The following is a 25,803-nucleotide window of genomic DNA, read 5'->3' on the forward strand; positions in this document are numbered from 1 at the left end:
CGCCCTCTTTGTAACAGTTGCGATTGTTTTCTCGCCTTGCGTCGTCAGGATCTGCAAGATTAGAGGTGGCAGCCCTATCTGTTTTACTCATCAGGACAAGACCTTATGCCACTCCTTCGTCAGCTTTTTCTTCCCATGTTGCTGTTGTTTTCAGGCATGTTGGCTGTTGCGGCTCCCCAGCCGCAAGATGAGAGCACAAGTAACGAAATCTCCGCACAAAAGGAGCTGCTGGTCGGGGTTCCCCGTGGCGGCTATCTCCCTTTCATCTATCAACTCCCCAACCAGCGTTATGCCGGTCCGCTCAAGGAGCTGGCCTCGCGCATTGCAGCCGAAATGGGCGTGTCATTGCGTTATATCCCCTACAACTCCTACGTGGATGCCCAGATTGCTCTCCAAGGCGGCCAGATCGATGCATTAATCGGGGTCGAACGTAATGCTCTTGAATTGAAGGGGATAAACCCTATTGGCAGTATCGGTTCTTATGCTCGCTCCATTTTAATGCATACCCCGGATCAGCGATTGACCCTGGAGCAGGCGCGCAAGTTACGCTGGGTCTGTATTCGTGGTTTTGGCAGTTGTAATGAATTGGCTCGTTTGGGGATCTCTGATGTAACTGAGCTGGAGAGCCGTGACGAGGCGACCTATATGGTCAAGCTGGGCGCTGTCGATGCATATCTTGATTTGGAACCAATTGTTTCCCTTAAGATGGAGAGAATGCCTGCATCAATGGGGGTTGTCGCTCCAGGGTGGCTTTCTGGCAGCACGCTGACGATGGCGACCAGCTCCCGACAGCCAGAGCTGAGCGAGAAGCTTTGGCATGCATATCAACAGATACCCGTTGCAGACTCACGATTACGGTTGCATCAGAAAGATGAACGCGCCAACGCTGGCCTTTTGCTGGAACCAGATGAGGCTAGTTGGCTGAAGCAGAGAAACAAGGTGATCAAGTTCGCCGTTGCCCCCGGCTTTGCCGGCATCAGTGAAATCGATGACGAAGGTGAATTGCATGGCTATACGGCAGACCTGATGAAATTATTGAGTCTGCGCTCCGGGATCCGCTTTGAGCTGGCGTCGACAAATACCTGGCAGGAGTCACTAAAACTGCTGAAAGAGCACAAAGTGGACCTTATTCCCTTGATGACACCGCTCAAGGATCGTCAGTCCTTTGCCTCTTTTACCTCCTCCTATCTGAAGTTCGACAGCTATGTTGTAGCCAGACACGGTGCTCGCCCGCTGAAGTCGTTGGTCGAGCTGAAAGGGCGTCTGATTGGTGGTGTGACGGGCTCTTACGAAGCCTCTCTCATTCACGCGCTGGGCGCCAATATTATCGAAGTAGGCAAAGATGCCGATTTACTGACCTTGCTTGACACTGGGAGAGCCGAATATGTGCTGTTGACCATGACCAATCTGGGACAGCAGGCGATGAAGGGTTTCAATGATAAGTATCAGGTAGTGCTGAGCTCTCCCGAATTTTCCGTACCTATCAGTATGGCCGTCGACAATGCTCAGCCCGAGTTGCTCCGCATCATGGACAAGTTGCTGCTGACCATCACGGATGAGGAGTGGCAACTGCTGGAACGACGCTGGCTCAATGTGTCGGTCAATATCGAGTCTGATTACACCCTGATTTACAAATGGTTGGCCATAGGGGGGGGCGCCTTGCTCGTCAGCGGTTTGCTGGTGCTGTTCTGGGCTCGCAGTTTGCGTCGCCAGATTGCGCAGCGGAAAATCGCAGAGGACAAGCTGAATGAACAGTTGCTGTTTGTGCAGACCTTGCTCAACTCACTGCCAACCATGGTGGCGCTACGTGATAGCGAGCAGCGGATCACCTTGTGCAATCAGGCCTATCGCGATGCTTTCCTTGGTGCTGGTAGTAGCAGTGAGGAGCTGCAAAACATGCCCGAGACACTCAGAAACAGTGTGTTGGAAGAAGAGCGCCGGGTGTGGCAGACCGGACAGGATCTGGAGGGGGCAGGCAGTAACCTGCGAGCTGATGGTACGCCCTGCCATGTTATCTATGCCAAACGCCCTTATCGCGATCCCGATGGCAATATGCTGGGGGTGTTGACAGTACTGACCGATGTCAGCCGGATCAAGGAGGCGGAGGAGCGCGCCCGTCAGGCTGAAAATCGCCTTACCCAGATTACCGACAGCATGCCTGGGGTGGTCTATCAGTATTTGTGGCAAGGACCCGGCAAGGGGCGGTTTTTGTATGCCTCTCAGGGGGCCAGCGAGATCCTCGGGGCTTCCCGGCAGGACCTGTTCAATGCCGAATCGGGTGGTGAGGTGTTCGGCTTTACCGAAGAGGCGCTCCAGGATTTTGTCAGCAAGGTGGCCAATCATGCCGAGACTCTGGCGCCCCTCGATCTGGAGGTCAAGGTAGAGCGACCTGATGGAGATCGCTATCAGCAAGTGCGTGGCAACTTTGTCAGACAGGAGCAGCAGGCACTGATCCTTAACGGGGTGATTCAGGACATCACTGCCCTCAAGCAACAGGAATATGAGCTGCGCGAAGCTCGCGCCTATGCCGAGCAGGCGATGCAGGCTCGCAGCCGCTTTTTGGCAACCATGAGCCATGAGCTGCGCACTCCCATTTCAGGCATGCATGGCATGCTCGAATTGCTGCAAATGAGCGAGCTCAACGACGACCAGCGTTTTATGGTGCGCAATGTGGTCACCTCGACCAATAACCTGCTCTATCTGGTCAATGACATCCTCGATTTTTCCAAGATAGAAGCGGGTCAGTTGCAGTTGAATTACCAGAGCAGCCGGTTGCAAACGGTGATCTGCGATGCCATTCGTGGCCACGCGGCACTGGCTCATAACAAGGGGCTCAATGTGGTGCTGGAGTGGGAGCATCATGTGCCGGATTGGGCCGACATCGATGGGGTGCGTATCGGTCAGGTCATCTCCAACCTGCTCAATAATGCGGTGAAGTTTACCGAACAAGGGGGGATTACTATCCAGGTCAGCTACCTGAGCGAGCAACTGACCATCAGTGTCAGTGACACCGGTATCGGGATCGCCGAAGAGAAGCAGGCGCTGCTGTTCACGCCTTTTGAGCAGGTGGAGTCAGATATCAACCGTCGTTTTGGTGGCACCGGCTTGGGGTTGGCAATCTGTGAGCAGCTGGTATGCAAAATGGGGGGGGCACTGACACTGACCAGCAAGGCAGGGGAGGGCTCCAGCTTCCGCTTTACCGTGCCGCTAACCAATCCGCAGTGGGATCCCCCTGCTCTGGCTGATACAGAATGGTGGTTTTTCAGCGATGACACCAACCTCGAAGCGGCCATGGTACGGCAGGGGGCCAAGCTCAGGTACTTGGGGGCCAATGAGCTCAGTCGCTCACTGGAAGGGTTGCTGTTGGCCGATCAACGGTGGCTTGAGCAAGCGCTTGGGGGGGAATGGCAAAGCTGGCTGCAACACTCTGCGCTGAAGGGGATCATAGCGTCACCCGATGAGGCGTTACGGGGTCGGATTGGTGAACAGAAATGGTGGCGCCTGGGTCTATCCCCTCTCTATCCGGATCTTCTGCTGGAGAGCTGCCACGAATTGCTACAGGAGCGGGTCACACCAATCCTCCCTGCGCTTGCAGAGAAGCTGGGTGGCAAAGTATTGGTGGCCGATGATCATCCGGTCAATCGTGCCTTGTTGGCACGGCAGTTAGCCATTCTTGGTATCGAGGCTCAGGTCGTGGAAGATGGCGAGAAGGCTCTGCGGGCTTGGCAGGGACAGCAATTCTCTCTGCTGTTGACTGATTGCCATATGCCGGTGATGGATGGTTATGCCCTGACCAAGGCGCTGCGGGCTGCGGGAGTGACTGCCCCCATCATAGGGGTAACGGCAGATACGTCGGAAGAGGCGAGTGCTCGTATGGTAGAGGCTGGCATGAGTGACATGTTACTGAAGCCCTACCCGCTGGATATCTTGCGCCAGATGCTGGCTCATTGGCTGGCAGAGAGGACGCCAACCAGAAGCGCGGTTGCGCCCGTTGTTGGGGCTACAGGCATTCAGGCTGAGCGCTGGTTGGCGCTGTTTGGTGACGAGCTGACCGCGCGAGCCATGGCGGTGGAGTATCTCGATTCCAACCGGCAGGATGGCGAGGCCATGATGGCCGCGCTTATTTGTCATGATGCCAGCGCTTTGGTAGAGACAGCCCACCGGATCAAGGGGGCTGCCCGAATGGTCGGGTTGGAGGAGCTTGCCAGCCAGGCTGCCATGCTGGAATCGGCAGCGCGATTGAAGCGGCTAGACGAGCTCGACGATCTGGTCAGCACAGTGCAGAGGTTGATGACGGCGATTGCCCACGACATTGGATTATGGCTCGATGAAAAAAGCACAACATGAGTTGGTCATCATGGTCGTGGAAGACCATGGATTTCAGCGCAAGGCGCTGCTGCACCAGATCCGCAGCCTGGGTTACCAGAATCTGCTGGAAGCGGTTGATGGTATCGAGGCGTTGGCGCTTAGCCAGCAACACAACGTCGATATCCTGTTTTGCGATCTGCGAATGCCCGGAATGGATGGCATGGCGCTGTTGCGCCGCCTGTCGCTGGGTGGTTTTCAGGGCGGCATTATCCTCTCCAGTGCGCTTGAGGGGGATGTGGTGGAAGCCGTATTGCGTATGAGTGCCGCTTATGGCTTGCAGGTGCTCGGTCGCATAGAGAAACCGTCAACGCCGCAGCAGCTCCAGCGGCTTATCCAGGCTTGGTCACCCCGGCAGGAACCAGTCAGGGAGGAAGAGGGGCACAGAATAGGACTCGATGAGTTGTGTCGGGCGATCGAACAAGATCAATTATTGCCCTGGTATCAGCCCAAGGTGAGTTTTGCATCCGGCGCATGGGTCGGGATGGAGGCGTTGGCCCGCTGGCAACACCCCGAGTTTGGCCTGATCCCGCCCGGGCGTTTTATTTCACTGGCGGAGAGCAACGGACTTATCGATCCGTTGACCGAGGTGATCATCAGCAAATCTCTCAGTGATGGCCATTTATGGGAGGAAACCGGGTTGTCACTCAATCTGTCGATGAACCTCTCCACCACCTCACTCATTGAAGGGGACCTCTGCAACTTATTGATTGATCAGTGCAAGCGCTGGAGTATCAATCCGGAGCTTATCACTCTGGAGGTGACCGAGAGCGCATTCGTGCAGGATCTGGGCAAGTCTCTGGAGGTGCTGACCCGGCTGCGTATGCACGGTTTTGGCCTCTCCATCGATGATTTTGGTACCGGCTACTCCTCGATGCAGCAGCTGGCACTGTTGCCGTTCACCGAACTCAAGCTGGATCGCTCTTTCGTCGATCGCTGCCATGCCGATCCATCACGTTTGGCTATCATCGAGTCCAGTATCGAGTTGGCCCGCAAGCTGGGACTGAAGTCGGTGGCGGAAGGGGTAGAGGATGAGGCGACCTGGCGAGCGCTGGCCCAACTCGGTTGCGACCTTTGTCAGGGATTTTTCTCTGCCCGCCCGGTGCCGCGCAGTGAATTGGCTAATTGGTACCGGACTTGGCAAGATAGATTGCCTACACTGATATCTATCTGATTCTGTTGGCTGGATCCCTCCGTTTGAACAAGGATGTTCATGAAAATCTCAAGCAAGTTGCTGCTCAGCTTCGGTTTTATCAACCTGCTGATCCTGCTCTCCTCCACGCTGGTCTATTACCGGCTGACCCAGATCAATCAGGCCCAACACACCCTGCTGGAGCAGGCGCTGCCCGCTCTGCAGCGGGATGAAACGAGCCAGAAGGCGCTGGTTGCCACCGTTTCTGCCTTGCGTGGCTATCTGATCCTCGGCAAGGATCCGGCTCAGGCTTCCCGCCTCAAGCAGGAGTGGGAGTCGTCCTGGCAGGCCATCGCCCATCAGGCCTTCAGCCCGGCGCTCGCCAAGTCTCTCGAGACCTTCAAAAGCCATCAGGAGAAGGTGTGGACCATCGCCCAGAGTGAAGAGAATCTGCCCGCTCACACCCTGATGCTGCAGGAGGCGGGGCCGCTGGCGGAGGCGGCGCTCGATCAGTTGCAATCCTTTGCCAATGAAGAAGTTGGTACTCCGCAGGATCAACTCTCCGGCGATCGCCGCATGCTGCTCAAACAGGTGGGGGACGCCTACAACAGCCTCGCCAACGCCCTCTCTGCCCTGCGGGATTTTCTCATCTCAGGCGACCCCGAATACCGCAGCAAGTATCAGGATTACTACCAGTTTCATCAGCAGCGGGTGGCTGAGGTTAAACAGCAAGCCGCGCTCTTTACCGACACCCAGCAGAGCCTCTGGCAGCTGTTTGAAGAGATGGCGACCCCTTTCTCCGAGCTGGTGGGGCAGGTGATCGAGAAGCGCCAGGCACCGGATTGGGATCAGGCAAACTACCTGATGGCCACCGACATCGAGCCGATGCAGTTCAGCCTCAGTGAGCAGCTGGTCCAGCAGGTGGGGAAAACCCGTGCCGAGGTGGATCAGATTTCGGCGCAGATGACCGGAGCTGGGAGGGCCATCAACCAGACTCTGCTGTTGGCTACCGGCAGCGCCATCGTGCTTGGCATGGTAGTCGCTTGGTTCTTTAGTCGCCGTCTGACCCGTGACATTGCCTGTCTGGTGAACCGGGCGGGGCAGGTTGCGGATGGCCGGCTGGCGGCCGAGCCCTTGCCAATCACAGGGCAGGATGAGTTGGGAGAATTGACTGGTTCCATCAACCGGATGTCTGCCCAGTTACATCATCTGGTCGGGGAGTTGCAGGGCGCAGTGGGGCAGGTCGAGGTGGCCTGTCTCGATGTGGGCAGCACTACCAGAGCCATAGTGGCGGATCTGACGGAGCAGGATCAGCGGGTCGATGCGGTGGCGGCGGCTATCGATCAGATGTCGGTGAGTGCTCGTGATGTGGCCAGTAACATTGCCGGTGTGGCGGATGGTGCCCATCAGGTGAAGCAGCAGACCCGTCAGGGAGAGGCCGCGCTGGCGCGAATGAGCGATACCATGCAGCAGATTGCTACCATGATTGGGCAGGCCAACGAGGCCATGGGGCTGTTGGAGCACCAGAGTGAACAGGTGGGGCAGATCACCGAGGTGATCGCCACCATTGCGGAGCAGACCAACCTGCTGGCTCTCAATGCGGCGATCGAGGCGGCACGGGCAGGCGAGCAGGGGCGCGGTTTTGCGGTGGTGGCTGACGAGGTACGTCAGCTGGCGACCCGCACCCATCAATCAACCGCCGAGATCAGCCAGACTATTGCGGCCATCTCCCAGCAGACTCGCCAGACGGTGAGTACCGTCAGTAGCGGTACCCGGTTGGTGGAGCAAGGGCGGGATGCTGTTGGATTGGTGACAGATACCCTGAGTGCCATGAACCAGCTGGTACAATCGCTGTCGGGCCAGCTGGAGGCCATTTCGGTGGCAACCGAGCAGCAGTCGCGGGTGGCCGCCGAGGTATCCGGGACGGTCGATGACATTGCTGCGCTCAGTCGGCAATCCTGTCAGCGCAGTCAGCAGGGGGAGGAGATCGTAGCCAGACTTGCTGGTGATACCGGCAAGCTGAAGGCGGTCATCGCCCGCTTTGATCTTGATGCATGAGATGGCGGGATCATCCCGCCATTGCTATTGCCATTCACCGGGCCGTCTGGCCCGTGGGTTTAGTCCAGACATCTGAAGGTGTGGTTGTCGAAGCTGCTGGTGGTCTCCCGGTTGAGCAGGCTGACCAGCAAAATCGCCCGTTTCTCTCCATCCGGCTCCATATAGATGGCTTCGAAGCCTGCCAACGGCCCCTCTTCAATCAGCACCTTGTCGCCCGAGCAGGGCAGGCTGGCGTAGCTGGCTCTCGCCTCGTCGCTATCATCGCGGCTCATCAGCTGATAGACCAGCTTGCTGCTGATGGGGGTCCATTCACTGCCAAAGTGGATGATCCGGCTGATGCCGCGGGTCGATTTCAGGGTGACCGGTGTCACCTCTTCCAGATCGACAAAGATAAACAGGTAGTTGGGGAACATGGGTTCCCGTACCGGAACTCGCTTGCCCCGGCGCAGCTTCTCGATCTCCACCATGGGGTAATAGGATTCGATACCCTGGGCATCGAGGTGGGCGCGGGCGCGGGCCTCTTCTTTTGGCTTGCAGTAGGCCAGATACCATTTTTTCATGTTATGAGTATGTTCGTGTTGCCGTGCTCGCGGATATGATAGCGGCGCCAATAAAAAAGGCCACGCATTGCGTGGCCTTTTTTGCCGAGTGAGCAATTACCAACCTTTTACCAGGCCGCCTTTGAACAGCTCCAACCCTTTCTTATAGACATCATCAGTCTGGAAAGCTTGTACGAACTGTTTGACCTTCTCGTCATCCTTGTTGTTGTCGCGGGCGACGATCAGGTTGACGTACGGGGACTCTTTGTCTTCAACAAACAGGCCGTTTTCGGTCGGGGTCAGACCAATCTGACCGGCGAAGGTGTTGTTGATGATAGCGAGATCCACATCTTCCAGCGAGCGCGGCAGCTGGGCTGCTTCCAGCTCGACAATCTTGAAGTTGCGCGGGTTGCTGGCGATATCCAGCACGGTGGCTTCCAGACCGGCGCCATCCTTCAGGGTGATCAGACCCTGTTTGGCCAGCAGGATCAGCGAGCGACCCAGGTTGGTCGGATCGTTCGGTACCGCGATCTGGGCGCCATCTTGCAGTTCGCTCAGCGCCTTGATCTTCTTGGAGTAACCGGCAATCGGGTAGACGAAGGTGTTGCCAACCGGCACCAGCTTGAAGCCGCGATCACGCACTTGTGCATCCAGATAGGGTTTGTGCTGGAAAGCGTTGACGTCGATGCTCCCATCGTTAAGCGCCACGTTCGGGGTGACGTAGTCGGAGAAGTTGACCACCTCGACTGTCAGACCGTATTTCTCTTTGGCTACCTTGGCAGCCACTTCAACCAGTTCGGTCTCCGGGCCGGCAATAGCGCCCACTTTCAGAACCTTGCTCTCTTCTTTTTGACCGCAACCGGCCAGAACCAGACCAGCCAGCAGGGCAGCCGCAACGGATTTGATGCCAAATTTCATAAAACCTCCTGTCAGAAATCGACGATTAACGATGATCACATTTGTTGACCAGGCGCTCACCCGCGCTCTGGATAAGTTGAACCAGTACTACCAGGATAACCACGGTCACCAGCATGACGGTCGGGTCAAAGCGCTGATAACCATAACGAATACCCACATCTCCCAGACCGCCGCCACCGATGGCCCCGGCCATGGCCGAGTAGTTCACCAGAGTGACGAGGGTAATGGTGACACTGTTGAGGATGCCGGGCAGAGCCTCGGGCAGCAGCACCTTGGTGATAATTTGCAGCGGCTTGGCGCCCATCGCCTTGGCTGCTTCCAGCAGGCCGTCCGGCACTTCCATCAGGGCCCCTTCCACCAGACGGGCGATGAAAGGGATGCAACCGACAGTCAGCGGCACGATGGCGGCGATGGTGCCGATACTGGTGCCGACAATCAGCCGGGTTAGCGGAATGATGGCGACCAGCAGGATGATAAAGGGCACCGAGCGACCCACGTTGACCACCATACCCAGAGTACGGTTGAGCAAGGGGTTGGCCAGGATCTGGCCCGCCTTGGTAACATGCAGTGCCACGCCGAGCGGCAGACCCAGCAGGCAGCCGAACAGAGCGGAGGCAAACACCATGATCAGGGTGTCGCCCAGGGCCGTGATGAGCAGATTAATCATGGCTTCGGACATAACCCATTACCTCCAGCTGAATGTGGTTGTCGATAAGGAACTGCTGGGTGGCCTCGCACTGGGCTTCATCCCCGAACAGCTCGGCCAGCAGGAAACCGAATTTGACGCCACCGGCGTACTCGATGTCCGCGCTCAGAATGCTGATGTCGATATTGAAACGGCGGCTCGCCTCGGAGATCAGCGGCGTATCGACCGTGCTGCCGGTAAAGCCGAGCTTCACCAGCGGGTAGCTGCCCAGCACCCGCTCCGCACTCATCCGATCCTGATACTCCTGCGGTACCTCCAGATGGATGGTGGAGTGGATGAAGTCACGGGCCAGCTGGGTTTTGGCGTTGCTGAAGAACCAAGCCACTTCGCCCTGTTCGATCAGACGGCCGTCGCTGATGATGGCCACTTCGTCACAAATCCCTTTCACCACATCCATCTCGTGGGTGATGAGCAGAATGGTGAGCCCCAGCTTGACGTTGATCTCCTTGAGCAAGGTCAGGATCGAGCGGGTGGTCTGCGGGTCGAGAGCAGAGGTGGCCTCGTCACAGAGCAGTACCTTGGGGGCCGGTGCCAGTGCGCGGGCAATGGCGACGCGCTGTTTCTGACCGCCGGAAAGCTCGGACGGATAGGCATGGGCACGGGCTTCCAGCCCGACCAGCGCCAGCAGTTCGGCAACCCGTTGCTGGATCTTCTCTTTGCTCCAGCCTGCCAGCTCCAGCGGAAAGGCGATGTTGGCAAACACGGTGCGGGAGGCAAGCAGGTTGAAGTGCTGGAAAATCATCCCGATCTGGCGGCGAGCCTGGGTCAGATCCCGTTCGCTCAGGGCGACCAGATCCTGGCCATCAACGATGACTTGACCCTCTGTCGGGCGCTCCAGCAGGTTGACACAACGAATGAGGGTACTCTTGCCGGCACCGGAGGCACCGATCACCCCGAAAATTTTGCCTTGGGGTACATGCAGACTCACATCACGCAGGGCGTGCACGGCGTCACTGCCTGTACCGTAGACTTTGTTGAGACCGATCAACTTAATCATGGATTCTTCCGTGCTAACAGCCTTAAAGCACAGGGCGCTACAGGCGGGGAAATTGGGCAGAGGTTCCACTGGGTTACTCTGTCATCATGGAGGATGATGCTAAGATGTCTGGATGGCTATGTCAATGCATGTTTTTACGTCTAGACGTCTAAAAAAGTGATAAGGATTTCTGTCAGGCGGATAACGATCAGGATGGTATTGTCGCTCTTCCAGATCCTGTTTCGTCCCTGCGGCAGATAACCGAATTAAAGATGGTTTATGCTGGGTAAAGGCTGGTTTTATTAGTGTGTCAGCCCGTTTCTGTTCACATCTGCTGTCGAGCTTAATGCTCCACCATCGTTACACAAATTGCTGCACAAATCGTTCCCTATTCGCGACCGGATCACCTGACCGTCACTTTGTCGGCGTCAACCTTGATGCAGCGCAAGGGGGGCTCGGATAGGGATTGGGTCGGTGGCGCCGGTTTTTTATACTGATGATGTCGACAAGCATGGAGGGCAGTGCGATGAGATTCCAACAGATCAAAGAGTTGCTGCACTATCTTGAACAGGTTCACCATCAGCTCGGACTCTGTTACGGGCGTTTGACCAGTCAGGTGGACAGCGAACGCAGCCGGATGTTGCTGGTCTATCTGCAAGGGCGTGAGGATGCGGCCAGTGCCCATCTGCACGAATATGCTGCTCAGCTGGGAGAGGCGGTCAGGGAGACCTGGCTGAACCAGAGTTTCAGCGAGGATATGCTGCCTGCCATTACCCGCTTCGAGCTGCCGGCATCAGTTCAGACCCAGGATATCGTCACTCAGGTATGCCGCTGGGAAGAGCAGCTGGTGGGCGAGCTGAGTCATCTGGCCCGGGAGTGCCCGACACCGGCCACCACCGCCTTGCTCGAGAATCTGGCCAGGCTGGAGCAGACCCGCCTGACCCGACTGGTGCACGGAGTGCACCGACTCGACGACATGTAACGGGTGATAAGCACCAAACACGCAAGATGACCGCAAAACAAAAGGGCCCGGCAGCAGTGCCGGGCCCTTTCCATTGGTATCTGCTGACTTGCAGTGAGCGTCGGTCAGCCCTGCTGCTCGGCCGCGTAGAGAGCGGCCCCGATAATGCCCGCCTGATTGAGGCTGGCCGCCGGAATGAGTGGCGCCCGGGTCTCGATGCGATCGACAAACTTATCCAGCTTGGCTGCGCTGCCGCCCCCCAGAATGAAGAGGTCGGGGGAGAAGAGAAACTCGAGGCGCGCCAGATACTTGTTGAAACGCTTGCCCCAGCGGTTCCAGGAGAGATCTTCCCGTTTGCGCGCCGCATCGGAGCAGTAGTGCTCGGCGACCATTCCTTCCAGCATCAGATGGCCCAGCTCGGTGTTGGGCAGCAGATGGCCATTGACGAAGATGGCGGTGCCGATACCGGTGCCGACCGTGATGAGGATGATGACCCCCTTGCGATCCTTGCCAGCGCCAAAGCGCATCTCGGCCAGACCGGCGGCATCGGCATCATTCAGCACATAGCAGGGCTTGCCGGTGACATCGGCAAACAGATGCTCGGCATCGGTTTCGATCCAGCTCTTGTCGATGTTGGCGGCACTCTTGGCAACCCCGTTGTGGATGGTGGCGGGAAAGCCGCAGCCCACCGGTCCTTTCCAGTCGAAGTGTTCGACCAGCGCCTTGAGGGTATGGGCGATGGCGGCCGGGGTGGCCGGTTGCGGTGTGGCAATGCGATGGCGCTCGCCAATCAATTCGCCGGTTTTGGTATCGACCAGACAGCCCTTGATCCCTGAGCCTCCAATATCCACTCCCAACATATGCATCTGTGTTGTCCTTGTTGTGTGCCGACCAGTTTGCAGTGACCACGCTGTTATGGGCACTGCAGGTCGGCAGAGCATGAAAAAAGTGCTGCAATCCGGCAAGGGGCAGATCACTTATGCGTGATCCGACAGACCTTTTTCGATGCAGCGGATCAGCAAACGGGTCTTCTTGTTCTCTTCATCCTGACGCCGGGCAAGGGTGGCCAGCGCCCATTCGATATGTTCGGCCACCATGGGATCGGCGGTGGTCAGCCCCAGTTGCAGGGCCGCGATCACCTCGGTAGTTGCAGGGCCATTGCCAAGGGCGACAGCCAGATTGCGGCGCCAGCGTTGATAGCCGATGCGGCGGATCGGGCTCCCTTCGGTTTGCTTGAGAAAGTCGCTCTCGCTCCAGCACCACAGCGCCAGCAGGGGCGGGCGGTGCAGGCTTGGGCGGGGGCTAAAATCGGGTTCCGGGCTGGCATCGGCGTAGCGGTTCCAGGGGCAGATAAGCTGGCAGTCGTCGCAGCCGTAGATGCGGTTGCCCATCAGGGGTCTGAACTCTTCCGGAATAGGACCGTCGTTCTCGATGGTGAGATAGGAGATGCAGCGGCGGCCATCTACTACATAGGGGGCGACAATGGCGCCGGTCGGGCAGATGTTGATGCAGGCGACACACTTGCCGCACTGCTCCTTCTCCACTGGCTGGTCGAGCGGCAGCGGCAGGTTGAGCAACAGCTCACCGAGAAAGAAGAAGGAGCCGGCCGATTCGTTGAGCAGCAGTGAGTGTTTGCCAACCCAGCCTAGGCCCGCCTTGGCTGCCAGTGGCCGCTCGAGGATGGGTGCGGAGTCGACGAAGGGGCGCCACTCACCCAAGGTCTCTTCAGTGCCTTGAAACAGCTCGGCGCAGCGCGCTTCAATGCGATCACCCAGCTGTTTGAGCCGGTTGCGCAGCACCTTGTGGTAGTCACGGCCGAGGGCATAGCGGCTGATATAGCCGAGGGTCGGATCGCGCAGGGTAGCGGCGAAGCCCGCCTCGAACGGCAGGTAGTTCATCCGCACCGACAACACCCGCACCGTGCCCGGCAGCAGCTCGTGGGCGCGCGCGCGCATCATGCCATGGCGCGCCATGTAATCCATGCTGCCGTGATAGCCCGCATCCAGCCAGGCCTGCAATCTCGGCTCTTCGATACGCAGGTCGGTGTCGGTGATGCCCGCCTGGTCAAAACCTAGCTCCCGTGCCCAGAGCTTGATATCGTGGGCCAGCTGGTGGAAGTCAGGTGCACTCATGCGGCTTGGCCTGGCCGGCGTTTGCTGGCGTGGGTCGATTTATAAGAGGCGGGAGCCGTCATGGTAGAGATCATCAGGGGCGCGTTGGGCACAAAAGAGGGGGGCAGTTTACCACAGGGGCTGTGGCAGACTGAACAGATCCGCGCACTGGAGCGCAACTGGGCCGCGCGTGAGGGGCAACCTCTCTATGCCCTGATGGAGCGAGCCGGTGCCGCGCTACGCACCTATGCCACCCTGCATTGGCCCGACAGTCGCTGCTGGTGGATCTTCGTCGGCCCCGGTAATAACGGCGGTGATGGCTATGTGCTGGCCCGCCTTGCCCGCCAGATTGGCATCGAGGTGGTGGTGATTGCAGCCAGAGCACCCGACCAACTGAAGGGGGATGCCAGACGGGCCGCCGATGAGTGGTTGGCGGCCGGTGGTCGGGTCTGGCTGGCCGAGCAGTTTGATGGGGACCAGCACTCCGCCCCGGATCTGGTGGTCGATGCCCTGCTTGGCACCGGCGTCAACACGCCCCTCTCGCCACTACTGACAAAGATCGTCGCAACAATCAATGGCTTGGCTGTGCCCGTGCTGGCGGTGGATCTCCCCTCCGGCCTCAACGGCGATACCGGCCGTGCCATGGGGGCCATGGTGCAGGCCACTCGCACCCTCACCTTTATCGGTATCAAGCAGGGGATGCTCACCGGCGACGGGGTGGATTGTGTCGGCCAGCTCGACTGTGATCCCCTTGGCGTCACGCCTGATGACACTATGCTGCCCGCCGCTTGGCGTATCGATTATCCGCTGCTCAGCACGCAGCTGACCCCGCGCCCGCGCGCTTCCCACAAGGGCTCTTATGGCAAGGTACTGCTGGTGGGGGGCAATCGCGGCATGCAGGGGGCCATCGTGCTGGCTGCCCGCGCCTGCCTGCGGGCGGGGGCCGGGCTGGTGCGGGTATGTCAGCATCCGGAACATCCGCCGGTCAGCCTCTATCAACCCGAACTGATGAGTCTCACTACCGCAGATGACGAGGGGTGGGCGTCGGTGCGGGTCATTGGCCCCGGGCTCGGTCAGGATGAGTGGGGAAGCGCGCAAATCGCTCGTAATCTCACCGAACGGCTGCCACTGGTTTTGGACGCCGATGGATTGAATTGGCTGGCGCAATCTCCCCGCCATCAGGATAATTGGGTGCTCACGCCCCATCCCGGCGAAGCTGCGCGCCTGCTGGGATGCTCCATTACCGAGATTGAAACCGACCGGTTTGCCGCCGTGCAGGCGCTGCAGCGGCGCTATGGCGGAGTGGTGCTGCTAAAAGGGGCGGGAACACTTATTTATGACGGCGAGCGGGTCGCTCTCTGTTGTGAAGGCAATCCCGGCATGGCAAGTGGCGGCATGGGCGATCTGTTATCTGGTATAATCGCCGCCCTTTTGGCCCAGGGCTGGTCTGCCACCATGGCAAGCTGGCTGGGCGCCGTGATCCACGGCGAGGCTGCAGATCAGGCCGCCGCTGACGGCGAGCGGGGCATGCTGGCGTCAGACTTGCTGCCGCTGATCCGCAAACTGGTTAATCCCGACACCATTACAAGTTAAAAAGAAGAACATGGCAAAACAGTTGATGATGACACTGCCGGACGAGGCAGCAACCGTGGCACTGGGTGGCCGTCTGGCACAGGCCTGCCAGCAGGCGACCACAGTGTTTTTGCATGGCACACTTGGCGCCGGTAAAACCACCCTGACCCGCGGCTGGGTGCAGGGCCTTGGCCATCAGGGCAAGGTAAAAAGCCCGACTTACACCTTGGTCGAGCCCTATGAGCTCGATGGCTGGCAGGTCTACCATTTCGATCTCTATCGCCTGGCTGATCCGGAAGAGCTGGAATTCATGGGCATTCGGGACTATTTTGCCGCCAACACTCTCTGTCTGGTGGAGTGGTCCGAGAAGGGCGAGGGCTGGTTACCGGCTCCCGACCTGGAAATTACCCTCACCTATGTAGGCGAGCAGCGCGAGGTTCTGATAGAGGCTCGCACTGCTATTGGCGAAGCCATTCTGGAACGGTTGTCATCTACGTGCGCTTGATCCTTGTTATTGCTCTCTCTTTGATGGCGTTACCCTCCTGGGCGAATCAGCTCAAGAGCGTACGAATCTGGCCATCACCGGATAACACCCGGGTGGTGCTCGATATGAGCAGCGCCCCCAACTTCAACTATTTCACCCTCACCGGCCCGGATCGGCTGGTGATCGATCTGAAAGGGGCGAGCAACGCCGCCAATCTGGCGCGGATCGAGAACAACAGCGAACTGGTGCGCAAGATCCGCCAGAGCACTCCGCTGGAGAAGGGCGGTCTGCGGCTGGTGATGGATCTCAGCTCCGCCATCAAGCCGGTGGTCTTTCCGTTGGCGCCAGCCGGGCCCTATGGCCACCGTCTGGTCATCGATCTGCCTTATGAAGAGAAGCGCTCGGCTGCAGCGGTGCAAGCCACGCCTGTCGGTGGCAAGGGCAAGGGAGTGGTGATTGCCATCGACCCGGGCCACGGCGGGGAAGACCCGGGCTCCATCGGCCCGCGCCGTACCTACGAGAAGCGGGTGACGCTGGCGGTCTCCCAGAAGCTGGCGGCACTGATCGACCGCGAGCCGGGGATGCGTGCCGTGATGACCCGTCGTGGCGACTATTTCGTCGACCTCAACAAGCGCTCCGAGATTGCCCGCAAGGCCAAGGCGGATCTGCTGGTCTCTATCCATGCAGACAGTTTTCATAACTCGACTCCGCGTGGTGCCTCGGTCTGGGTCTTGTCGACCAACCGTGCCAATCGCGAGATGGGCAGCTGGCTGGAGAAGCAGGAGAAGCAGGGCGAGCTGCTGGGCGGTGTCGGCAAGGTGTTGGCGGAATCCGATCCCAATCCCTATCTGGCGCAGACCTTCCTCGACCTCTCAATGGACAAGTCCCGTGCCGAAGGGTATGACGTCAGCCGCCAGATCCTTCGCTCCATGGGCAAGGTTGCCCGACTGCACAAGAAGGCGCCGGAGCACGCCAGTCTGGCGGTGCTGAAGGCGCCGGATATTCCCTCGGTGCTGGTGGAGACCGGTTTTATCTCCAACCATGCGGAAGAGAAGCTGCTGGCCACCGCCAGCTATCAGGACCAGCTGGCCCGCGCCATCTTCGAGGGGATCCGCAACTACTACCGCGCCCACCCGACCAAGGGGGCCATGCTGACCGGCAAGGGGCAGGTGAGCCAACCTGCTGCTACTCGCCCTGCACCGGTAACCCGGCAGCCGGTGAGCCAGCCCAGGCAGGCACAGTCGCAGCCGGTAGTGACCAACAAGATGCCCGCCACCGCCCGTGACGGCGGTGCTGGGAGCGGCTCTGGCGCCGGGGTGATCAAGCCTTACTCGGCGGCAGCGCAGGAGAGCGGTGCACCGGTCAGCAGTGTGGGGGACTATGACAAATCGCGGATGCTCCGCCATGTGGTCAAACGGGGTGAGAGCCTCTCTCGCCTTGCCGAGAAGCATGGAGTGAGTCAGTCCACTTTGGTGGAGATCAACCAGCTGCGCAGCCGGGATATTCAGATTGGTCAAACAATCTATATTCCCCAGCAAGGGCAGAGCCGCGCTGCTGCTCCCGTTCGCAGTGACGACAAGTCGCAGATGATCCGCCATGTGGTCAAGCGGGGGGAGAGTCTCTCCCGCCTTGCAGAGAAACATGGGGTGAGTCAGGCTCGGCTGGTAGAGATCAACAAGCTCAAGTCGCGGAATATTCAGGTAGGGCAGGTGCTCTACATTCCGCAAAACTGACGCACGGGAGCGGGCGATGCCGCTCCCGCTGTTAGCGAATACCATCAGCAAGATTGAAATTCAGGAGTAAATGATGCCGATCCGTATTTTGCCACCCATTCTGGCCAACCAGATTGCAGCCGGAGAGGTGGTGGAGCGGCCCTCTTCTGTGGTGAAAGAGCTGGTGGAAAACAGCCTGGATGCGGGGGCCGACCGGGTCGAGATCGACATCGACAAGGGGGGAGCCAAGCTGATCCGCATCCGTGACAACGGCTGTGGCGTCGCCAAAGACGAGCTGGTGCTGGCGCTGTCGCGTCATGCGACCTCCAAGGTGGCCACGCTGGACGATCTGGAAGGGATCAACAGCCTCGGTTTTCGTGGCGAGGCGCTCGCCTCCATCAGCTCGGTCTCCCGTCTCACCTTCACCTCCCGTACTGCAGATCAGTCCGAAGCCTGGCAAGCCCAGGCGGAAGGGCGGGAGATGAGCGTCACCATCAAGCCGGCGGCCCATCCGGTGGGCACCACGGTGGAGGTGGTGGATCTCTTCTTCAATACTCCCGCGCGGCGCAAATTCATGCGCAGCGAAAAGACCGAGTTTGCCCATATCGACGAGCTGGTGCGCCGCATCGCGCTCTCCCGCTTCGATGCCACCCTGATCCTGCGCCACAATGGCAAGGTGGTGCGCCAGTACAAGGCCGCCAATACCGTGCCGGAGCAGGAGCGTCGCCTCGCCGCCGTTTGCGGCACCCCCTTCATGCACCATGCGCTGGCGGTGGAGAGCAAGCATAGCGACGTGCGTCTGTGGGGCTGGCTGGCGACTCCGGAGGGGGCAAGACCGCAGAACGACCTGCAATACACCTATGTCAACGGCCGGATGATGCGCGACAAGCTCATCAACCACGCCATTCGTCAGGCCTATGACGAGTTGTTGCCTCCCGACCGCTTCGCCGCCTATGTGCTCTATATCGAGCTGGATCCCCGTCAGGTGGATGTCAACGTCCACCCGGCCAAGCATGAGGTGCGCTTCCATCAGGCGCGACTGATCCACGACTTTATCTTTCAGGCGCTGTTTACTGCGCTGCGCCGCGAAGGGGTGAGCACCGCTCATCAGGACACTCCGCTGGCCGAAACTCTGGTCGAGTTGCCGGTCAGTCCGCAGATTGAATATCCCGGTCAGGCGCCACGCCCGGAGTGGTACGGTGCCGAGCACAGCTACCGGGCACCTGCACAGGTGCGGGAGGGGGGCGCTGGGGCTGGCCGAGCCAGCAATTATCAAGCGCCCGAGCCCCAAAGTCGGGAGGCGATGCGCGGCATGGGCGCTCTGCTCACTACGCTGCCTATCGCAGCAGAGGCAGCTCCTGCGCAGCCCACTGATCCAGTGCCGTCACCCAAACAGGGGGGATGTCGCGCCCTGACACTGGTGGATCAGGCCTACCTGTTGATAGAGCGGGATAATCAGCTGGCGCTGCTCTCGCTGGTACGCGCCGAGCGGGTGCTGCTGCGCCATTGGCTGCTGGAGACCTGGGGTCAGGGGCTGGCGGCCCAGCCACTGTTGCTGCCGGTCTCCTTTAAATTGCCGAAGAATTTGGTCGCGCTGGTGACCGAGCAGGAGCGTTTGCTGAAACGGATGGGGCTGGAGTTGAAAAGCGGGGGGCGCGACACCATGATCCTGACTCGGGTGCCGGCTCTGCTGCGACAGACCGATCTGGTTCGTCTGTTACCCGAATTGCTGCAAATTATCGAGGGCGGATCTGACAGTGATGCTGGTCAGCAGGCTGAAGTATTATGCCAATGGCTGGTGGAGCAGGGGATAAGCCGCGAGAAGATATACGATTTTTCAACTGCCAGTCGTCTGCTGACGGAACTTGTGACTGATTTCAGTGACCAACTGGCAGACATTCGCATGGTACGCCCGCTTTCGCTGGCGACCGTGCTGGAGGAGTTTGAACATGGCGAGTGACTTGCCGACCGCAATTTTTCTGATGGGGCCGACGGCCTCCGGCAAGACGGATCTCGCCATTGAACTGTGCCAGGCATTGCCTTGCGACATCATCAGCGTCGATTCTGCGCTGATCTATCGCGGCATGGATATAGGTACGGCCAAGCCCACCGCTGATGAACTGGCGCGGGCTCCGCACCGGCTGATAGACATTCTTGATCCCGCTGTGAGCTATTCGGCAGCCGATTTTTGCAAGGATGCCCTGCGGGAGATGAAAGAGATCGCCGGCCGCGGCCGCATTCCGCTGCTGGTGGGCGGCACCATGCTCTATTTCAAGGCGCTGCTGGAGGGATTGTCCCCATTGCCCTCCGCCGATCCCGCCGTTCGTGCCGGGATTGAGGAAGAGGCTGCCCGCCTCGGTTGGCAGGCGCTGCACGATGAGTTAGTGCGCATCGACCCGGTGGCCGGGGCGCGGATCCACCCCAATGACCCGCAGCGACTCTCTCGGGCACTGGAGGTCTACCGTATCAGCGGCAAGACCCTTACCGAGCTGACGCAGGTGCAGGGGGAGGGCTTGCCCTATCGAGTGCAGCAGTTTGCCATCGCCCCGAGCGATCGCGCCGTGCTGCATCAGCGTATCGAACAGCGCTTTGACAAGATGCTGCAAGGTGGCTTCGAGCAGGAGGTTCGTGCGCTGATGGAGCGCGGCGATCTGAACCCGGATCTCCCCTCCATTCGCTGTGTGGGTTATCGCCAAATGTGGGACTACCTGTGCGGTGAAGTGGGGTATGATGAGATGCGTTATCGTGGCATTGTTGCCACACGCCAATTGGCAAAACGACAGATGACCTGGTTGCGCGGCTGGCCCGATGTGACCTGGTTGGAATCTGGTGAGTCTGGCAATCTCGACCGCGTGCTTGCTCGCGCTGGTGCGGCTTGACACTCCCTGTATAATCAGGTTGTTATATTGATATTCGGTGTTTAAAAACAACAAACTATAAGGAAAAGAAAAATGGCTAAGGGGCAATCTCTCCAAGACCCGTTTTTGAATGCGCTGCGCCGTGAGCGGATTCCTGTTTCTATCTATTTGGTGAACGGCATCAAACTGCAAGGTCAGATCGAGTCTTTTGACCAGTTTGTTATCCTGCTGAAAAACACCGTGAGCCAGATGGTTTACAAGCACGCCATCTCGACTGTCGTACCGGCCCGTGCCGTCAATCATCACCAGCCCACTCCGGGTGGCGCGGCTGATGAACAGGGTGATGCCGAGGCGTGATATCCCTGGGCGAGTCGACTCGCCAACTCAGATTCATCATGATTCCTGTTAAGGAGCAAGCGCTTGTTTGACCGTTATGAAGCTGGCGAACAGGCCGTTCTGGTGCATGTCAACTTCAGTGATGAGGGTGAGCGGGAGGATCTGGAAGAGCTCAAGATGTTGGTGAGCTCGGCCGGAGTCAATGCGCTGGGGGTAATTACCACCAGTCGCAGTGCGCCCAGTGCCAAATTTTTTGTCGGCAGTGGCAAGGCTGAAGAGATCGCGTCCCAAGTCCAGATGCTGGATGCCGACGTCGTCATCTTCAACCATGCCCTGACCCCTGCCCAGGAGCGCAACCTGGAGCGTCTGTTCCAGTGCCGGGTGGTGGACCGAACCGGCCTGATCCTCGATATCTTTGCCCAGCGCGCCCGAACCCACGAAGGTAAACTGCAGGTCGAACTGGCCCAGTTGCGCCATCTTTCCACTCGTCTGGTGCGAGGCTGGACCCACCTTGAGCGTCAAAAGGGCGGGATCGGTCTGCGTGGCCCGGGTGAAACCCAGCTTGAAACTGACCGACGTCTGCTGCGGGAACGCATCAAGGCGATTTTGCGTCGGCTCGACAAGGTGGCCAAGCAGCGGGAGCAGGGACGCCGCGCCCGCAACCGCAACGAAGTGCCGACGGTGTCACTGGTTGGTTATACCAACGCCGGAAAGTCCACTTTGTTCAACCAACTTACAGCTGCCAGCGTGTATGCTGCCGACCAATTGTTCGCAACTCTGGATCCCACCCTGCGTAAACTGGTGATCCGGGATGTGGGTGATGTGATTTTGGCGGATACAGTTGGATTTATTCGACACTTGCCCCATGATCTGGTCGCGGCCTTCAAGGCAACCCTGCAGGAGACCCGTGAAGCGGATTTGCTGCTGCATGTGGTGGACTGTGCCGATGAGCAGATGCAGGAGAATATCGACTCCGTGCAGCAGGTATTGGCCGAGATTGAAGCCGATGACAGGCCCCAGCTGATGATCTGCAACAAGATCGACAAGCTGGCGGATCGTCCGGCAGGTCTGGAGCGAGATGACGAGGGGCGCCCGTTGCGCGTCTGGTTGTCGGCCCAGACCGGTGAAGGTTGTGAGCATCTGTTTACGGCGCTGACCGAATTGCTGGCTGGCTCCATGGTGCATCACACCCTGCAGTTGCCTCCTTCTGCCGCGAGATTGCGCAGTGCGCTCTATCAGCTGAAAGGGATTGAGCAGGAAGGTTTTAGCGAGGAGGGGGATTTCGTGCTGGAAGTCCGCTTGCAAGTGGCCGACTGGAACCGCCTCGTGAAACAGGAAGGTGAGAGTTTACAACGCTTTATCAGGCATTGATTCGTCGATGAAGGTGAACCCTTAGGGGCTTCTCAACGTATGATGGCCCGATAGAGATGATATCCATCCGCATGTATTAATGGAGACGCTGATGGCTTGGAATGAGCCTGGTAACAACGGCAAAGACCGTGACCCTTGGGGGAATAACGGCAAGAATCAGGGACCCCCTGATCTGGATGAAATGCTGCGCAAAGTGAGTCGCCGTTTCGGTGGCTTGTTTGGTGGCGGCAAATCTGGCGGCGATGTAGGTCGCTTTGGTATCTCCATCGCGCTGGTTGTGGCTGTGGTGGTGTGGGTCGTCAGCGGCTTCTACACCATTCGCGAAGCGGAGCGTGGTGCCGTGCTGCGGTTTGGCAAGTTTTCCCATATTGTCGAGCCGGGCCTGCGCTGGAAGCCGACCTTTATCGATCAGGTGATCCCGGTGGACGTCGAGTCCGTGCGCTCCCTGCCTGCCTCCGGTTTCATGCTGACTCAGGATGAGAACGTGGTACGGGTCGAGATGGACGTGCAGTACCGTGTGGTCAATCCCGAGCAGTATCTGTTCAGCGTGACCAATGCCGACGAGAGTCTGGGTCAGGCCACCGATAGCGCCCTGCGCTATGTAGTGGGTCATACCCGGATGGATGACGTCCTGACTACCGGTCGTGAGAAGGTGCGTCAGGAGACCTGGCAGGTGATCGATGGCATCATCGAGCCTTACCAGATGGGTCTGCAGATCGTCGACGTCAACTTCCTGCCGGCGCGTCCGCCGGAAGAGGTGAAAGATGCGTTTGATGACGCCATCTCCGCTCAGGAAGATGAACAGCGCTTCATTCGTGAAGCAGAAGCCTATGCTCGTGAAGTGGAGCCCAAGGCCCGTGGCCAGGTGAAGCGTCTGGAGCAGGAAGCGGAAGCTTACAAATCCCAGATCGTGTTGAAAGCCCAGGGTGAAGTCGCTCGCTTCAACGAGCTGCTGCCCCAGTATCTGGCTGCCCCCGAGCTGACCCGTGAGCGTATCTATCTGGAAACCATGGAAGAGCTCTATCAGCAGGCCAACAAGGTGGTGGTCGACATGCCGGCTGGCAACAACAGCATGATCTACCTGCCGCTCGACAAGCTGTCTGGCAAGCCGAAGGTAACCCAGTCTGATCGTGCCACTGCCGCCCCGGTCACAGAGCAGGTCCCCGTTTCCAACGAGGGTGCCAACTCTACCCCGACAATGCCGCTGCGTAGCGGTGACCGCTTCAGCTCAGGGAGAAACTGATAGATGAAAAAGCTAGCTATTGGTGCAATCGCTGTCGCGGCCATGGTCTGCTTCTCTTCTGTCTTTATCGTTGATGAAGGTCAGAAGGGGATTGTGGTGCAGTTTGGCAAGGTGAAGCGGGTTGACTCCGGTGAACCCCGCCTCTATGAGCCGGGCCTGCATTTCAAGGTGCCGCTCATCGACCAGGTTCGCAAGATGGATGCCCGCATCCAGACCATTGACAGCCAGGCCGACCGTTTTGTCACCTCCGAGAAGAAAGACCTGATCATCGACTCTTACGTGAAGTGGAAGATCGAGGACTTCTCCAAGTACTACCTGGCAACCGGTGGTGGCAACAAGCTGCAGGCGGAAGATCTGCTCAAGCGCAAGATCAACAACGGTCTGCGTTCCGAGATCGGTAACCGCACCATCAAGGACATCGTCTCCGGTGAGCGTAGTACCGTGATGGAAGATGCCCTGAAGAAGATGGCGCGCTCCTCCGAGCTCGGCATCAAGGTGGTGGATGTGCGGATCAAGCAGATCAACCTGCCGGTGGAAGTCTCCAACTCCATTTACCAGCGGATGCGCGCCGAGCGTACCGCAGTCGCCCGTGAGCACCGCTCTCAGGGTCGCGAGAAGGCTGAAATCCTGCGTGCCGATATCGACCGCAAGGTGACCGTCATGATCGCCGACGCCGAGAGTAACGCTCGCCAGCTGCGTGGTGAAGGGGATGCGGAAGCCGCCAAGATCTATGCCGACAGCTACAAGAAAGACCCCGAGTTTTTCAGCTTCGTGCGTAGCATGGAGGCCTATCGCAAGAGCTTTGCCGGTGGCAACGACCTGATGGTGCTCAAGCCGGACAGCGAGTTCTTCCGTTACCTCAAGTCTCCTCACGGCACCAAGCAGTAATCGCCACGAGGTCACATTCAAAGGGTCTGCATCGTCAGACCCTTTTGTTTTTGGTGCCAACGCCAGCCGTTGACCCGAGGGACTGGTTGCATTGAAGGAGGTCGGATGCTGACATCCATGCTGATGGGGTTGGGATTGCTGCTGCTGTTCGAGGGGCTCGGCCCGTTGTTGATGCCCAGGGCATGGCAGCAGATGTTGCGGCTGCTGAGCGATCAGCCACCGGAGCAGTTGCGCCGTATCGGCGGCTCGCTAGTGGTTGCGGGTAGCGTGATCCTCTGGATGCTGAGTCGCTGAGTCTGGCGCAATGCACTGTCCAGCAGATAGCAGACAATAAAAAAGAGGCCGAAGGCCTCTTTTTTCATGCATGTCGTTTACTCAGGCACTGCGCTGCACGGCCATGTGGGCCAGTGTTTCCAGCGCCTGTTTGTGCGGGGTGTCAGGCAGGATAGCGAGGGCGGCAATGGCCTTGTCGGCCTCTTCCCTGGCACGCATGCGGGAGTACTCCAGCGCGCCGGTACGATCGAGAATGCTGAGGATCTGCTCAAGATGCTCCATGCCGTTGCGGTGCTCGATGGCATCGCGCACCAGCTGGCGCTCTTCCGGCGTGCCCACTTCCATGGCGCGCAGCAGCGGCAGGGTCGGTTTGCCTTCGGCCAGATCGTCGCCGACGTTCTTGCCCATCTCTTCGCTCTGGGAGCAGTAGTCCATCACGTCATCGATGATCTGGAACGCGGTGCCCAGATACTTGCCGTAATCGGTCATGGCCTGCTCGACGGGCTCGGGCTGATGGGTCAGCACGGCGGCGAGTCGGGTGGCGGCCTCGAACAGCTTGGCGGTCTTGCAGTAGATGACCGTCATGTAGCTCTCTTCGGTGGTGTCCGGATCGTTGCAGTTCATCAGCTGCAACACTTCCCCTTCGGCGATGGTGTTGGTGGCATCCGAGAGGATCTCCATCACCCGCAGGTTGGAGAGTTCGGCCATCATCTGGAAGGAGCGGCTATAGAGGTAGTCACCGACCAGCACGCTGGCGGCATTGCCAAACATGGCGTTGGCGGTCTCCCGGCCGCGGCGCAGGTCGGATTCGTCGACCACGTCGTCATGCAGCAGGGTAGAGGTGTGAATGAATTCGATGATGGCGGCCAGTTTCAGGTGATCCTCACCCTCATAGCCCAGCGCACGCGCAGCCATCACGGTCAGCATGGGGCGCATCCGTTTCCCGCCGGCGCTGACAATGTAGAAACCCAGCTGATTAATCAGACTAACGTCGGACTGGAGTCGGGCCAGGATCAGTTCATTGACCGCCGTCATGTCGGCGGCACAGAGCGCACGGATAGTCTGTTGGTCCATAAGTCTCGTAACGTGACAGCAGCAATAACTGCGATTTTAGTAATGGCAGGGATTCTACACGATTTCACAATGGGTTACAGTTAGGCGTTTATCCACGGCGGCAGATATGCGCACAAAATAAACTTTTTGCTAAATTGGCCTTGCCTGAGCAGATCGATTTGCGTAGAATGCCCGCCCATTGTTATAGGTTTTTGCGCATGTCTAGCCTTGAGCAAAAGACATGCCT

The 25,803-nt window shown here is 58.8% G+C and carries 21 protein-coding genes; 14 read left to right on the forward strand and 7 right to left on the reverse strand.

Going from position 1 to position 25,803, the window contains the following annotated elements; all coding sequences use genetic code 11:
* The first annotated feature begins 105 nt into the window (after window positions 1-105).
* From OKC43_RS17845 to OKC43_RS17855, 3 genes are read left to right on the forward strand one after another with little or no spacing between them, the layout of a single operon-like run.
* Window positions 106-4,347, forward strand: coding sequence for an ATP-binding protein (locus OKC43_RS17845; protein ID WP_270660204.1), 4,242 nt, complete (start codon window positions 106-108; stop codon window positions 4,345-4,347).
* A complete protein-coding gene (locus tag OKC43_RS17850) occupies window positions 4,328-5,539 on the forward strand; it encodes an EAL domain-containing response regulator (protein WP_270660207.1) in 1,212 nt (403 codons plus the stop codon). Before OKC43_RS17845 ends, OKC43_RS17850 begins: the two co-directional genes overlap by 20 nt.
* Window positions 5,540-5,578: 39 nt before the next feature.
* Entirely contained in the window at window positions 5,579-7,555 is a 1,977-nt protein-coding gene (locus OKC43_RS17855; RefSeq protein ID WP_236271654.1) for a HAMP domain-containing methyl-accepting chemotaxis protein, read from the forward strand.
* A gap of 59 nt (window positions 7,556-7,614) precedes the next feature.
* On the opposite strand, the gene rfaH is transcribed toward OKC43_RS17855, so the two are convergent.
* From rfaH to metN, 4 genes are all read right to left on the reverse strand, one after another.
* Entirely contained in the window at window positions 7,615-8,115 is a 501-nt protein-coding gene (rfaH, locus tag OKC43_RS17860) for a transcription/translation regulatory transformer protein RfaH (protein ID WP_236271655.1), read from the reverse strand.
* A gap of 96 nt (window positions 8,116-8,211) precedes the next feature.
* On the reverse strand, window positions 8,212-9,012 hold the full coding sequence (metQ, locus tag OKC43_RS17865) for a methionine ABC transporter substrate-binding lipoprotein MetQ (protein ID WP_005339072.1): 801 nt from the start codon (window positions 9,010-9,012) through the stop codon (window positions 8,212-8,214).
* Between the two features lie 25 nt (window positions 9,013-9,037).
* A complete protein-coding gene (locus tag OKC43_RS17870; protein ID WP_005339070.1) occupies window positions 9,038-9,691 on the reverse strand; it encodes a methionine ABC transporter permease in 654 nt (217 codons plus the stop codon).
* Window positions 9,672-10,715, reverse strand: a complete 1,044-nt coding sequence (metN, locus tag OKC43_RS17875) for a methionine ABC transporter ATP-binding protein MetN (protein ID WP_236271656.1) — start codon at window positions 10,713-10,715, stop codon at window positions 9,672-9,674. Before metN ends, OKC43_RS17870 begins: the two co-directional genes overlap by 20 nt.
* Before the next feature lie 505 nt (window positions 10,716-11,220).
* Here metN and OKC43_RS17880 point away from each other — a divergent pair.
* Window positions 11,221-11,676 carry a hypothetical protein gene (locus tag OKC43_RS17880; protein WP_064338722.1) on the forward strand — a complete coding sequence of 152 codons (456 nt, stop codon included), beginning with the start codon at window positions 11,221-11,223 and terminating at the stop codon, window positions 11,674-11,676.
* A 104-nt stretch (window positions 11,677-11,780) separates the two neighbouring features.
* On the opposite strand, the gene ppgK is transcribed toward OKC43_RS17880, so the two are convergent.
* Together ppgK and queG are read right to left on the reverse strand one after the other, a co-directional pair.
* Window positions 11,781-12,521: a polyphosphate--glucose phosphotransferase gene (gene ppgK, locus OKC43_RS17885; RefSeq protein WP_005339062.1), complete on the reverse strand. Its 741-nt coding sequence runs from the start codon at window positions 12,519-12,521 to the stop codon at window positions 11,781-11,783.
* Window positions 12,522-12,632: 111 nt separating this feature from the next.
* On the reverse strand, window positions 12,633-13,787 hold the full coding sequence (queG, locus tag OKC43_RS17890; protein WP_160881244.1) for a tRNA epoxyqueuosine(34) reductase QueG: 1,155 nt from the start codon (window positions 13,785-13,787) through the stop codon (window positions 12,633-12,635).
* Window positions 13,788-13,847: 60 nt separating this feature from the next.
* Between queG and OKC43_RS17895 the strand changes: the two genes are divergently transcribed.
* From OKC43_RS17895 to OKC43_RS17940, 10 genes are all read left to right on the forward strand, one after another.
* The gene (locus OKC43_RS17895; protein ID WP_236271657.1) at window positions 13,848-15,359 is read left to right on the forward strand and encodes an NAD(P)H-hydrate dehydratase; all 1,512 of its coding nucleotides are present in this window, start codon (window positions 13,848-13,850) and stop codon (window positions 15,357-15,359) included.
* A gap of 10 nt (window positions 15,360-15,369) precedes the next feature.
* Entirely contained in the window at window positions 15,370-15,843 is a 474-nt protein-coding gene (gene tsaE, locus OKC43_RS17900) for a tRNA (adenosine(37)-N6)-threonylcarbamoyltransferase complex ATPase subunit type 1 TsaE (RefSeq protein WP_005339056.1), read from the forward strand.
* Window positions 15,834-17,555 carry an N-acetylmuramoyl-L-alanine amidase gene (locus OKC43_RS17905; RefSeq protein ID WP_236271658.1) on the forward strand — a complete coding sequence of 574 codons (1,722 nt, stop codon included), beginning with the start codon at window positions 15,834-15,836 and terminating at the stop codon, window positions 17,553-17,555. Before tsaE ends, OKC43_RS17905 begins: the two co-directional genes overlap by 10 nt.
* Before the next feature lie 73 nt (window positions 17,556-17,628).
* Window positions 17,629-19,494: a DNA mismatch repair endonuclease MutL gene (gene mutL, locus OKC43_RS17910; protein ID WP_236271716.1), complete on the forward strand. Its 1,866-nt coding sequence runs from the start codon at window positions 17,629-17,631 to the stop codon at window positions 19,492-19,494.
* Window positions 19,484-20,413, forward strand: a complete 930-nt coding sequence (gene miaA / locus OKC43_RS17915; protein WP_180342864.1) for a tRNA (adenosine(37)-N6)-dimethylallyltransferase MiaA — start codon at window positions 19,484-19,486, stop codon at window positions 20,411-20,413. Before mutL ends, miaA begins: the two co-directional genes overlap by 11 nt.
* 72 nt (window positions 20,414-20,485) lie before the next feature.
* The gene (gene hfq, locus OKC43_RS17920; RefSeq protein ID WP_005339045.1) at window positions 20,486-20,749 is read left to right on the forward strand and encodes an RNA chaperone Hfq; all 264 of its coding nucleotides are present in this window, start codon (window positions 20,486-20,488) and stop codon (window positions 20,747-20,749) included.
* A gap of 63 nt (window positions 20,750-20,812) precedes the next feature.
* A complete protein-coding gene (gene hflX / locus OKC43_RS17925; protein WP_005339043.1) occupies window positions 20,813-22,099 on the forward strand; it encodes a ribosome rescue GTPase HflX in 1,287 nt (428 codons plus the stop codon).
* A 91-nt stretch (window positions 22,100-22,190) separates the two neighbouring features.
* Window positions 22,191-23,342, forward strand: coding sequence for an FtsH protease activity modulator HflK (hflK, locus tag OKC43_RS17930; RefSeq protein WP_005341060.1), 1,152 nt, complete (start codon window positions 22,191-22,193; stop codon window positions 23,340-23,342).
* Window positions 23,343-23,345: 3 nt separating this feature from the next.
* Window positions 23,346-24,230: a protease modulator HflC gene (gene hflC, locus OKC43_RS17935; protein WP_005339038.1), complete on the forward strand. Its 885-nt coding sequence runs from the start codon at window positions 23,346-23,348 to the stop codon at window positions 24,228-24,230.
* 105 nt (window positions 24,231-24,335) lie between these two features.
* Window positions 24,336-24,524 carry a DUF2065 domain-containing protein gene (locus OKC43_RS17940; protein WP_005339036.1) on the forward strand — a complete coding sequence of 63 codons (189 nt, stop codon included), beginning with the start codon at window positions 24,336-24,338 and terminating at the stop codon, window positions 24,522-24,524.
* An 81-nt stretch (window positions 24,525-24,605) separates the two neighbouring features.
* On the opposite strand, the gene ispB is transcribed toward OKC43_RS17940, so the two are convergent.
* The gene (gene ispB, locus OKC43_RS17945) at window positions 24,606-25,577 is read right to left on the reverse strand and encodes an octaprenyl diphosphate synthase (protein WP_204380191.1); all 972 of its coding nucleotides are present in this window, start codon (window positions 25,575-25,577) and stop codon (window positions 24,606-24,608) included.
* Window positions 25,578-25,803: the final 226 nt, after the last annotated feature.

Origin of the sequence: Aeromonas sp. Y289-2 (assembly GCF_027705925.1) — a bacterium.
GTDB classification, from domain to species: domain Bacteria; phylum Pseudomonadota; class Gammaproteobacteria; order Enterobacterales; family Aeromonadaceae; genus Aeromonas; species Aeromonas veronii.